8 protein-coding genes are annotated in these 11,054 nt (G+C 50.4%); all 8 read left to right on the top strand.

Annotation, left to right across the window (positions count from 1 at the left end):
• The first annotated feature begins 89 nt into the window (after positions 1 to 89).
• The 8 genes from ACI4WN_RS05220 (at position 90) to ACI4WN_RS05185 (ending at position 11,052) form a co-directional block, all read left to right on the top strand.
• Complete coding sequence (locus ACI4WN_RS05220) at positions 90 to 2,336, top strand: EAL domain-containing protein (RefSeq protein WP_439777271.1); 2,247 nt, start codon at positions 90 to 92, stop codon at positions 2,334 to 2,336.
• 346 nt (positions 2,337 to 2,682) lie between these two features.
• Positions 2,683 to 3,246: a DapH/DapD/GlmU-related protein gene (locus ACI4WN_RS05215; protein ID WP_439777270.1), complete on the top strand. Its 564-nt coding sequence runs from the start codon at positions 2,683 to 2,685 to the stop codon at positions 3,244 to 3,246.
• A gap of 62 nt (positions 3,247 to 3,308) precedes the next feature.
• Entirely contained in the window at positions 3,309 to 3,665 is a 357-nt protein-coding gene (locus ACI4WN_RS05210; RefSeq protein WP_439777269.1) for a DUF1304 domain-containing protein, read from the top strand.
• A 137-nt stretch (positions 3,666 to 3,802) separates the two neighbouring features.
• Positions 3,803 to 4,288, top strand: coding sequence for an Lrp/AsnC family transcriptional regulator (locus tag ACI4WN_RS05205; protein ID WP_439777268.1), 486 nt, complete (start codon positions 3,803 to 3,805; stop codon positions 4,286 to 4,288).
• A 218-nt stretch (positions 4,289 to 4,506) separates the two neighbouring features.
• Positions 4,507 to 6,318 (top strand): glutamine--fructose-6-phosphate transaminase (isomerizing), encoded by a 1,812-nt coding sequence (gene glmS / locus ACI4WN_RS05200; protein WP_439777267.1) that lies wholly within the window; start codon positions 4,507 to 4,509, stop codon positions 6,316 to 6,318.
• Between the two features lie 143 nt (positions 6,319 to 6,461).
• Positions 6,462 to 8,516 carry a BglG family transcription antiterminator gene (locus ACI4WN_RS05195; protein WP_439777266.1) on the top strand — a complete coding sequence of 685 codons (2,055 nt, stop codon included), beginning with the start codon at positions 6,462 to 6,464 and terminating at the stop codon, positions 8,514 to 8,516.
• Between the two features lie 191 nt (positions 8,517 to 8,707).
• Positions 8,708 to 10,591 carry a PTS transporter subunit EIIC gene (locus tag ACI4WN_RS05190; protein ID WP_439777265.1) on the top strand — a complete coding sequence of 628 codons (1,884 nt, stop codon included), beginning with the start codon at positions 8,708 to 8,710 and terminating at the stop codon, positions 10,589 to 10,591.
• 11 nt (positions 10,592 to 10,602) lie between these two features.
• Complete coding sequence (locus tag ACI4WN_RS05185) at positions 10,603 to 11,052, top strand: PTS sugar transporter subunit IIA (RefSeq protein ID WP_008461978.1); 450 nt, start codon at positions 10,603 to 10,605, stop codon at positions 11,050 to 11,052.
• Positions 11,053 to 11,054 lie beyond the last annotated feature (2 nt).

The raw sequence follows: 11,054 nt of genomic DNA, 5'->3' as shown, positions 1-11,054 counted from the left end.
ACTTCTTGTGCTAACACTTCTTGTGCTAACACTTCTTGTGCTAACACTTCTTGTGTCAGTAAACTTAAATTTCACGTGTGAGGTCCAGTTTGAAAAAGTACGGTTCGTTTAAAAGAGATTTCAACTTCAGTGATTTTGATCAGCCAATGGCATTAAAGCTGCTTGGCTACGTCGGTATGCTCAATCGCTGTATGGATAGTGCCATCAAAACTGGCAACCCTAATGAATCAATCATGACCTTTTTAAAGGAAATGGGACTGGCCCTTAATGCTGACCGCACTTATATTTTTCAAAAAAATGCCCATGGCCACTATGACAACACCTATGAATGGTGTAATGAGGGCGTAACGCCGGAAAAGGAAACTCTGCAAGACATGCCGGCTGAGGCCTATGAAGCCCAATGGGGCGGGGCTTTTGCCAATAACTCCGGCTACTTCATCCGGGACATGGAAGACTATAAAGAAGCCGACCCCATCATGTACCAAGTCTTAAAGCGGCAGGGGATCAATCAGCTGGTTGTGTCACCTTTTTACTTTGAAGGCAACCAGGTCGGCTTTCTCGGCGCTGACAACCCTTCAGTTGAGCAGCTGGACCTTTGCATCCCCTTGATGCAGCTGGCCTCCAGCTACATGGCATCTCTGCTTCGCCACTCCATTTTTGTGGAAAAAAGAGGCAATAGTACAGATACGCTTACTGGCTTAAGCAGTGAGGTTGCTTTTAACAAGCACCTGCTGGATGAAGTGGCCCTGATCAAGGGGACTAAGTCAGACGTTCAAAACGATGTAGTTTACTTTGACATCAGCAACTTTAAGTTTTTTAACAAAGAGCACGGCTACCAAGAAGGCGACAAGTTGCTCCAGAAGATGGCGGCAGTTTTAAGAAGAGAAGTGGGGACTTACTGGATCGTCCGGCCAACCTCTGACCGCTTCTACGCCGTGATTGAAGATGAGCGGGTAGACGACGTGATCCAGACGGTGCACGACGTGATGGAAAAGTATTCCGTGTCGATCAGAGCCGGGATTTACCCGATTTCTGCAAGCGATGAGTCACCGGAGACCATGATGGACCGGGCCCGGATGACTGCTAACACCACCCAGGGCAACTACCGCACCTACTACACTCGCTATGCTGACCAAATGGAAGCGGACATGGTCTTGTCCAACTACTTGATCAGCCACATCGATGAAGCGATTGCTAAGGGCTGGATCAAGGTTTACTACCAGCCGATCGTGGATACTTTTAGTAGCAAGATCAGCACCTACGAAGCCTTGGCCCGCTGGGTGGACCCACAATACGGCTTTTTGAATCCCTTCCAATTTATTGACGTCTTAGAGCGCGGGCACTTGATCCACAAGCTGGACCTGCACATCCTGGAACTGGTTTGCCGCGACTTTGAAGATGCTAGAAAAAAGGGTGAGCTAGCGCCAGTCGTTTCCGTCAACCTGTCCCGCTATGACCTGGAGCTGGATGATTTGCACGAGCAGATCAACGCGATTTTGGCCAAGTACGGGGTGGGCCGGGATCAGGTCCGGATCGAAATCACCGAATCAGCTTTGATCAACAACAGCGAAGCCGTGATTAAGGACCACATCAGCCGCTTCCACGAAGACGGCTACCTGGTCTGGCTGGATGACTTCGGCAGCGGGATGTCTAGTTTGAATAGCTTGCAGACTTTTGACTTCGACCTGCTCAAGATCGATATGGCCTTCCTCCGCAACGCTAACGAACGGACGCCAATCATTTTGACTGACATCATCGACATGGCCAAGCGGCTGAATATTGAAACCTTGGCCGAAGGGGTGGAAACGGAAAAAGAATACGACTTCCTCCACTCCATTGGCTGCGTTTTGACGCAGGGGTACTACTTCTCCAAGCCTTTGCCAAGAGCTGAAGTTGCTGCCAAGATGCGTGATCGTGGCCTGTTGGTGGAAACTGCGGAGGAGCACAACTTTTACCGGGAAGTGGGCCGGGTCAACATCGTTAACCCAGATTTTTCCTTTAGAGATCGGCTGAACGACCAGTTGTCAGAACTGCCGGCGATTACGGTCTTTTTGGAAGAAGATGGCAAGTATAAGACGATCTGCGCCAACCACACGGCCGAAGAATGGGCTAAGCTGCTGGGGATCAAGGAAACCATCGAGCTGGATGACCGCTTGAACCGGTCAGCTGGGACCAACTATGCGCTGCTCAACCAGCTGCTGAAGGCAGCTAAGCGCGGTGAAGAGGCCGATGCGGAATTTGAGTTCAAGGGCCGGCAAGGCTACATGCGGGTAAGAAAGGTTGCTGAGTCAACCAACGCGCAAGCCTATATTTCGAAAATTGTGATTTTCCTTTAAGAAAACGTCCTGCTTTGGCGGGACGTTTTTTTGATGTTGGGATCGGAGCCCCCTGAAGACGTAGCCATGGCGATTTTTGGTGTAGGTCGTGCCCCCTGAAGACGTAGCCAAGACGAATTTGGTGTAGGTCGTGCCCCCTGAAGACGTAGCCATGACAATTTTTGGTAGGTTTATGCCCCCTGAAGACGTAGCCATGGCAATTTTTGGTAGGTTTATGCCCCCTGAAGACGTAGCCGCGACGAGTTTTTATGATCAATGCCCCGAAATCTCGTTAGCCGAGCCAAAACTTCACTTACTTCTCACTTTCATCTATAATTTTAAATAGCTTGATTTTTTAGGAGATACGATGAACGAATTAGATAAGATGAAAAGTGGGCAGGCCTACCACCTGACCGCCCCTGAGGTCCTGTACGACCAAGAAGCGGGGATCAGGTGGACCGACGAATACGCCGAGGGCAATAACCTTGACCGGCCGGCGCAGCTGCTCCGCCTCAAGATGCACCTGGGGGCCTTGGGCGACTACGCCGCGGTGGAACCTGGCTTTAGTTGCCAGCACGGTCCCAACATCCAGATTGGTCACCATTTTTTCGCGCAGAAAAATCTGACCATTATCGACAGCGCCGCCGTCACCATTGGCGATTACGTGCAGGTTGGCCCTGGCTGCCTGATGACGACCATCCAGTTGCCCCGGTCCAAAAAAGAACGAAGAGAGCGCTTGGCCCGGGCACTGCCGGTCAGGATCGGCAGCGATGTGGCGCTGGGGGCGCGGGTGACCGTTTTACCCGGGGTGACCATTGGCGACAATGTGATCGTTGAAGCCGGGGCGGTTGTAGCTAGCGACCTGCCGGCCAACTGCGTGGCGGCGGGGATTCCCGCCCAGAAGATTGCCGATCTCGATCCGCAAAACTAAAGTTTGTAATTTAATATTAATTTAAGTAAAATATAATTAGGAACTTGAGGGAGGAAAAGAAAATGAAGATCTTGTTGCAAATTTTAACGGTGTTAGTTGCGCTAGAATTTTTCTACATTATGTACTTGGAAACGATCGCGACCACGTCCAAGAAGACGGCACAAGTTTTCCAGATGAGCCAAGAGGAATTGAGTCAAAAGAACGTGAACGTCCTCTTTAAGAACCAGGGCGTTTATAACGGCCTCCTGGGCGTCTTGGTTCTTTTGGCCATTACCGTTTTTGGCAAGGCCGTTTTGCAAACCGTCTTGGGGATGATGATCCTGGTTGCCGCTTACGGCGCCTTGACTTCTAACCCGAAGATCATCCTGATGCAGGGCGGCTTGCCGATCTTGGCCCTGATCGTCAGCTTTTTTGCTTAGGGTAGACCTTAAAAAAGTTACAAAAAAAGTCAAAAATCTTTGATGTAAAAGACTTGAACTTAATTATTTTAAGAAATATAATACATTCTATTAATAAAAGAACCTCACGAGATTTGCTTTGATAGGTGGTAGAAGATATGGCTGAATATAAGATTGATAAGACAGACCGTAAAATCCTGCAGATGCTGGAGGACAACGCCCGGGTTTCCGTCAAGGAAATTGCCGAGGCCAACTTCATGTCGTCTCCAGCCGTGGCTAACCGCATTCGCCGCATGGAAGCCCATGACCTCATTCGGCACTACTATTCAGACATTGACTACTCGGCTATGGGCTACGTAGTGAAGGCTTTTATCAACTTGGAAGTCAAGCCAGAGGATAAGAGTGAGTTTTACCCCTTCATCGAGAAGATCCCGAACGTCATCCAATGCGACTGCGTGACGGGGGACTACTCCATGCTGATCCAGGCCGCTTACCGGCGTCCAGAAGAATTAGACCACTTGGTCAATGAGCTGCAGAAATTCGGCCGGACCAAGACCGAAATTGCCTTTTCAACCCCTATCGAGCACCGGCCAATTCCGGTTCGCCTGCCAAGCGACCTGGAAGAAGACCAGGAAAATGACTAGTTTTTCAGCCCTTTAGTTAAGAATCCCTCTTAACTGGGGGCTTTTTTGATAGGATTTCCAAAGAAAAAGTTAAATTTTCCATTATTTGGTCTAAATTTATACCAATTTGAGTTTTAGACTTGACCTCTGAGAAAAAAACGTCTATTATTCCTATTGCAAGCGCGAAAAACAAATTGGTTCAATCACTTAAATTGAACTAGACCAAAGGAGAACTTTTTATGTGCGGAATTGTCGGTGTAGTTGGCAAGCCAGCTAGAGACGTTGTATTAAATGGTTTGAAAAATCTGGAATACCGGGGCTATGACTCAGCCGGTATCTACTTAAACGACTTAAAGGGTCACGAATACTTGACTAAGGCCGTTGGCCGGATCAGCAACTTGGAAGAAAAGCTGACTCCTGACGAACAAGGCGTAGTCGGCATTGGCCACACCCGCTGGGCTACCCACGGCCACCCAACTGTTGAAAACGCCCACCCACACTACTCAGAAGATGGTCGCTTTTACCTGGTTCACAACGGCGTGATCGAAAACTACTTAGACTTGAAGGAAAAGTACCTGGAAGGGGTAAACTTCAAGTCAGAAACTGACACGGAAGTTGTCGTTCAATTGGTAGCCAAGATCGCTAAGGACGAAAACTTGGACGGCTTTTCCGCCTTCAAGAAGGCTTTGAAGCTGGTTAAGGGTTCATACGCCTTCTTGCTGGTTGACAATACCAAGCCAGACCACATCTACATTGCCAAGAACAAGTCCCCAATGATGCTGGGCCTGGGCGATGGCTTCAACATCATCGCTTCAGACGCGATTTCTGTTTTGGACCAAACCAAGACCTTTATCGCCTTAAACGACGGCGACTGCGCTGACGTAACTAAGGACTCAATCGAAATCCAAGACTACGATGGCAACAAGGTTGAAAGAGAAAGCCACGTTTTGGACATCGACCCGAACGCTGCTTCCAAGGGTACTTACGAATTCTACATGTTGAAGGAAATCGACGAACAACCTGCAGTGATGCGCCGTTTGTCAACCGACTACCTGGACGAAAACGGCGAACCAGTCGTTGACCCAGCCATCGTGGACGCTGTTTCTGCCGCTGACCGGATTTACATCTTCGCTGCGGGTACCAGCTACCACGCTGGGCTGGTTGGTAAGGAAATTTTTGAAAAATTCACCGGCATCCCAACCGAAGTTGGCTACGCTTCTGAAGCGGGCTACCACTTCCCAATGATGTCCAAGCACCCATTCTTCATCTTCTTGACCCAGTCTGGTGAAACTGCTGACTCTCGCGTCGTTTTGACTGAAGCCAACAAGCGGAACATCCCAAGCTTGACCATGACCAACGTGGAAGGGTCAACCCTGTCAAGAGAAGCCAGCTACACCATGCTCTTGAACGCTGGTCCAGAAATTGCCGTTGCCTCCACCAAGGCCTACACCGCTCAAGTGGCTCTGCAAGCTATTTTGGCCAAGGCTGTTGGGGAAAAGCTGGGCGATGAAGATGCCAAGAACTGGAACCTGAAGCAAGGCCTGAGCCTGGCTGCCGAAGGCATCCAAGAAATCGTTGACGGCAAGGAAGAAATCGAAAAGCTGGCTAAGAAGTACCTGGTACCTTCAAGAAACGCCTTCTACATCGGCCGCGGCATCGACCACGCCGTTGCCTTGGAAGGGGCCTTGAAGTTAAAGGAAGTTTCCTACATCCAAACCGAAGGCTTCGCGGCTGCTGAACTTAAGCACGGTACCATTTCCCTGATCGAAGACGGTACTCCAGTCATTGCCTTGATCAACGACCCAGTAACCGCTGACCTGACCCGGGGCAACATCCAAGAAGTTGCTTCTCGCGGGGCTAACGTGGTCACCATCGTGGGCAAGCAATTTGCCAAGGAAGGTGACAACATCGTCTTGCCAGAAATCGACTACTACCTGTCAGCCCTCTTGTCAGTAGTGCCAACTCAGCTTTTGGCTTACTACGCATCCAAGAACAAGGGCTTGGACGTGGACAAGCCAAGAAACCTGGCTAAGAGCGTGACGGTTGAATAAAAAAGCCATAAATTGACTAATAAGCAGAACGCAAGCGCGTTCTGCTTATTTTTTTGCAGTTTGCTGAATAGAGCTTTTTGGCAAAGTTTGTTATTTTTGCTACAATGTGACTGGTTACAGAGAAAAAAGAGAGTAGGGTAAAAATGATTATCACAGAACGGCAAAAGCGGATCCTGCAGGGCCTGGTGGAAAATGGCGACGGGATCAGCCTGGCTGAGCTAGAAAAAAGGCTGGATGCTTCAAGGCGCACCCTGTACCGGGAGCTGGGGCTCTTGCGGCCGGAATTATCAAAACTAGACCTGACCATCAGCAATAAAAAGGGCCGGCTGAGCCTAGTAGGGAGCCCCGAAGGGCTAGCGGGCCTAAAAGAAAAGCTGGCCGGCAGCCAGGGGCAAGAGGAGATGAAGGCTGAAGACCGGGCTAACGCCTTGGCGGTCTTGCTGCTCTTAGAAGATGAGCCAGTCAAGATTCTGTCTTTGGCAGGCCGATTGGGCGTGTCGGAAGCCACGGCCCAGGCGGATTTGGATTCAGTGGCTGCTTCCTTGGCCACGTACGGGATCAAGCTTTTAAGAACCAAGGGGCTGGGCGTGTCGGTAGAAACCTGCGAAGACCAGCGGCGGAAAGTCCTCAGCAGCATCTTGTTAAGCGAGATCAACGATTATCTCTTCTTTGACTACCTGACCGACCCCAGTAAGGAAAAGTCGGGCAACTTTTTCATCGACCTTTTGCCCAAAAAGCTGCTCTTGACTTGCTGGGAAGCCTTGAAAAAGGAGAAGCTGTCCGAGTTCAGCCTGGAAACCGACTACCAGGAAATCGAGCTGATCCTGCTCTTCACCCTCAGCATTATTCGCTTAAGGGCGGGCAAGCACGTCAGCAAAAAACAGGACAGTCCGCAGTTAAAGTACCAGTCCTACGTGTTCAACGTTTTTTCCCGCTTGAGCCGGGAAATTGAAATTACGCCGCCCCTAGAAGAGGCACGCTTTTTGGCCCTGCAGGTGGAAAAGTGCGACTACCAAAGGCAGGACTTTGCGGGCGGCGACGAAGAAGTCGTGATCACCTTAAGGGTCAGCCAGTTTATTCAGGACGTGTCGGACCAGGTCCACTTTGATTTTGGCAAAAGTCCCTTGTTTATTCGCCGATTGCAAAACCACATTCGGGGGCTGGTCGAGCACAGCTCTGAGCGCCTGCCAAACGCCAAGATCGAAACCCTGGACAACTTGACCGCCACCTTTCCTAACCTTTACCAGGCCATTCAAAAGGCCTGGACCGAGGACTTCCAAGACGAGATCAACCGGGCTGAGCTGCAGCTGATCCTTCTGTATTTTGCCAATGAATATGGCAACTATACGCCGCAAGACAATTTGTCGGTTTTGGTCATCTGCGACAATGGCCTGGGGACCTCCGCCATCTTGGCCAGCCGGCTGAAAAAAGAAGTATCGGAGATCCGCAGCGTGAAGACGGCCCGGGCGTCGGAAATTAGTCAGCTGAACTTGAGCGATTATGACATTATTTTTTCCACCTTGAATCTGCCGGGCTTCCCCCGGGACTACCATTTGGTGTCGCCGCTCCTGTTAGGCAGTGAGCTGGCCCAGGTGAAAAAGGACGTCGCCAGTTATCTGGCCAAATATAAAAAGCAAACGCCCAATAAGGCCTTTAAGCAAAAGATTAGCAAGCCCCAGAGCAAGCTGGCAGCCTTGGCCAAGTCGGCCACTTTTTGTCAAAAATTGCTGGATGACCTGACCATCAAGGAAGTCGACTATCCAGTGACGAGCACAGAGGACATGCTAACCGCGGTGATTTCCCTGGTACCGGAGGATTATCTAAAGGATCGGAGAGAAGTCATCGCCAAATTGCAGGCCCGGATCAAGCTGGCTCCCTTGGGCCTGCCCGGCAGCCAACTGGCGCTCCTGCACACGAAGACCAGCGCCGTTAACAAGACCTTTTTTGCCTTTTACGACCTCAAAAAGCCATTAAAAATGAAGGCGATGGATCAAACCGAGATTGCCGTTAAAAGGCAGATGCTCTTTTTAGCACCGGAAAACTTGACGGCGGCAGAAGGGGACGTCTTGGGGATGATCTCCAGCATGTTGGTGGTTAGCGACGACCTGCTCAAGCTCTTTTCGACGGGCGACAAGGAAGAAATTGCTAACGCCATTGCCCGCCAATACCTGGGCCAGCTGGACCAGCTGGTGGACTAGGAAAACGGTTATTTTTAACATTGATTATAAAACTAAATAGATGTCACAAATAGAAGTCTGGCACTGGAAACGGTGCCAGACTTCTATTTTCTTTGCATTGAAAGCGGAAACAGCGAGTAATACCATAAATGTGTAAGGTAAAAGTAAGTAAAGAGAGAATAAGGTTTTAGTATTTGAGGAGGAAAAAGTTAATGTCCGAAACGCAGAGCAAGAGCTCAGTCAAGGCCAAAATCCAAAAGTTTGGGACCTTCCTATCGGGCATGATCATGCCGAACATCGGCGCGATCATTGCCTGGGGCTTCATGACCGCGATCTTCATGTCGCCTAACGGCTGGTTCCCAAACAAGTACGTGAACAGTTTTACCAGCTCCATGCTGTATTTCATGATTCCAATCTTGATTGCCTACACGGGCGGTAAGAATGTTTACGAAGAAAGAGGCGGGGTGGTTGGTGCCATCTCCGTTGTCGGGACCATCGTTTTAGGCTTCCCATGGGCGAGTCCTGTTGCCCAAGGGATCGTTTACCCAAGTCTTTACCCATATGCGGCTAACAAGTCCACTGGCATCCCAATGTTCTTGGGGGCCATGATCATGGGGCCGCTCAGTGCTTGGTGCTTAAAGAAGTTTGATGAAAAATTCCAAGGCAAGGTCAAGGCCGGCTTTGAAATGATCTACAACAACTTCTCCCAAGGGATCATGGGGATGATCTTCGTCGCGATCAGCTACTTCTTGGTTGGGCCACTTTTGGTTATTTCCACCATCTGGATCGGCCACGGGGTTGACTGGATCATCACTCGCCACCTTTTGCCACTGGCCAACCTGGTCATCGAACCAGCCAAGGTCTTGTTCTTGAACAACGCCATTGGTAACGGGGTTTTGGTACCACTGGGGATCCAGCAAGCTGCCAAGGTCGGCAAATCAGTTCTGTTCTTGATGGAATCCAACCCAGGTCCTGGTTTAGGGATCCTGCTGGCCTGCTCCATTTTTGGCAAGGGCTCAGCTAAGAGCTCCGCTCCAGGTGCCATCATCGTTCACTTCTTCGGTGGTGTTCACGAAATCTACTTCCCATACGTTTTGATGAAGCCAATGCTGCTTTTGGCCGCGATGGCCGGCGGCGTTACCGGGACCTTCTTGTTCAGCATCTTGGGCGGCGGTTTGACGGCCGCAGCCAGTCCTGGTTCCATCATTGCCATCTTGCTGGTTTCTGCTAAGAGTGCCTACTTCGGCAACATCGTCGGGGTCTTTGGCTCAGCAGCCGTTTCCTTTATCGTGGCGGCTTTGATCTACAAGATGGACAAGAGCGAAGATGGCGGTGACTTGGCCGCAGCCCAAGGGCAAATGAGCCAAATGAAGGCTGCTTCTAAGGGCCAAGCAGCCGCAGAAGAAGACAGCTCATCAGCTGAAACGACCGTTGCTAGCTACAAGGACGTTCAAAGAATCATCTTTGCCTGTGACGCCGGCATGGGGTCATCCGCAATGGGTGCGTCCCTCTTAAGAGACAAGGTGAAGAAGGCAGGCTTGAACTTGCCAGTAACCAACACGGCGGTTCGGAACTTGAAGGATGAACCAGGCTTGCTGGTTATCACCCAAGAAGAATTGGCTGAACGGGCCAAGGAAAAGACGCCAAGCGCCCTGCACGTGGCCGTTGGCAACTTCTTGAGCACGCCAAAATATGACCAAGTCATCGCCCGCTTGAAGGCCGCTAGTCAAGCTGCTCCAGAAGCAGAAATTAAAGAAGAAAAGCAAAAGCAAGCAAACAAGGCAGAAAAGCAAAAGCAGTTTGACTTTGACTACGCCGCTGTCAAGGAAGTGGACTTTATCCGCCACGACCAGCATCGCGGGACGGTCACCATGGCCTCCTCCATGTTCAAGGATGCCATGAAGCAAGCTGGCAAGAAGACGCCGGTCAAGGCCGTGCGGATCAACGAATTGACCAATGATCCAAGTCACCTGGTCATCGCTACCCCAGCTGCCGCTAAGAACCTGGCCGTTCGCTACGACCAAATTCAAGTGGCAACGGTGAACGACTTGCTCAAGACGGATGAACTTAAGGGATTAATCGAAAAACTGAAGTAAGGAAGGCAACCATGAAACTACATAAAGAAATGATCAAGCTGAATCAGGATGTAGCGACTAGAGAAGAAGCCATCCGGATGGCCGGCCAGCTTTTAGTCGATAATGGCTGCGCTGAACCGGAATACATCGACGCCATGCTGGCCCGCAATGAAGACGTGTCCACCTACATGGGCAACTTCATCGCTATTCCTCACGGCACCGATGAAGGGAAGAAATACATTAAAAAGACTGGCATCTCTGTGGTCCAGATCCCGATGGGGGTGGACTTCAGCGACCCAGATACCGATGAAGAACAGCTGGTTACCGTGGTCTTTGGCATCGCGGGACTGGGCAATGAACACTTGCAGCTTTTGTCACAGATCGCGCTGTTTTGCAGCGACGTATCCAACGTGGCCAAGCTGGCAGACGCGCAAACGCCTGAAGAGATTATCAATTTGTTAGACAAGGTAGGAGAAAATTAACA

The sequence above is a fragment of the Lactobacillus sp. genome (assembly GCF_051893255.1).
Classification (GTDB): Bacteria; Bacillota; Bacilli; order Lactobacillales; family Lactobacillaceae; genus Lactobacillus.
Note: the sequence above shows the minus strand (reverse complement) of the source record. Positions and strands in the feature narration are given on the sequence as shown.

Excerpts from the sequence above, each read along its gene's own strand:
- ACI4WN_RS05215 (WP_439777270.1), top strand. The coding sequence starts at position 2,683 with ATGAACGAATTAGATAAGATGAAAAGTGGGCAGGCCTACCACCTGACC.
- ACI4WN_RS05210 (WP_439777269.1), top strand. The coding sequence starts at position 3,309 with ATGAAGATCTTGTTGCAAATTTTAACGGTGTTAGTTGCGCTAGAATTT.
- ACI4WN_RS05205 (WP_439777268.1), top strand. The coding sequence starts at position 3,803 with ATGGCTGAATATAAGATTGATAAGACAGACCGTAAAATCCTGCAGATG.
- glmS (WP_439777267.1), top strand. The coding sequence starts at position 4,507 with ATGTGCGGAATTGTCGGTGTAGTTGGCAAGCCAGCTAGAGACGTTGTA.
- ACI4WN_RS05195 (WP_439777266.1), top strand. The coding sequence starts at position 6,462 with ATGATTATCACAGAACGGCAAAAGCGGATCCTGCAGGGCCTGGTGGAA.
- ACI4WN_RS05190 (WP_439777265.1), top strand. The coding sequence starts at position 8,708 with ATGTCCGAAACGCAGAGCAAGAGCTCAGTCAAGGCCAAAATCCAAAAG.
- ACI4WN_RS05185 (WP_008461978.1), top strand. The coding sequence starts at position 10,603 with ATGAAACTACATAAAGAAATGATCAAGCTGAATCAGGATGTAGCGACT.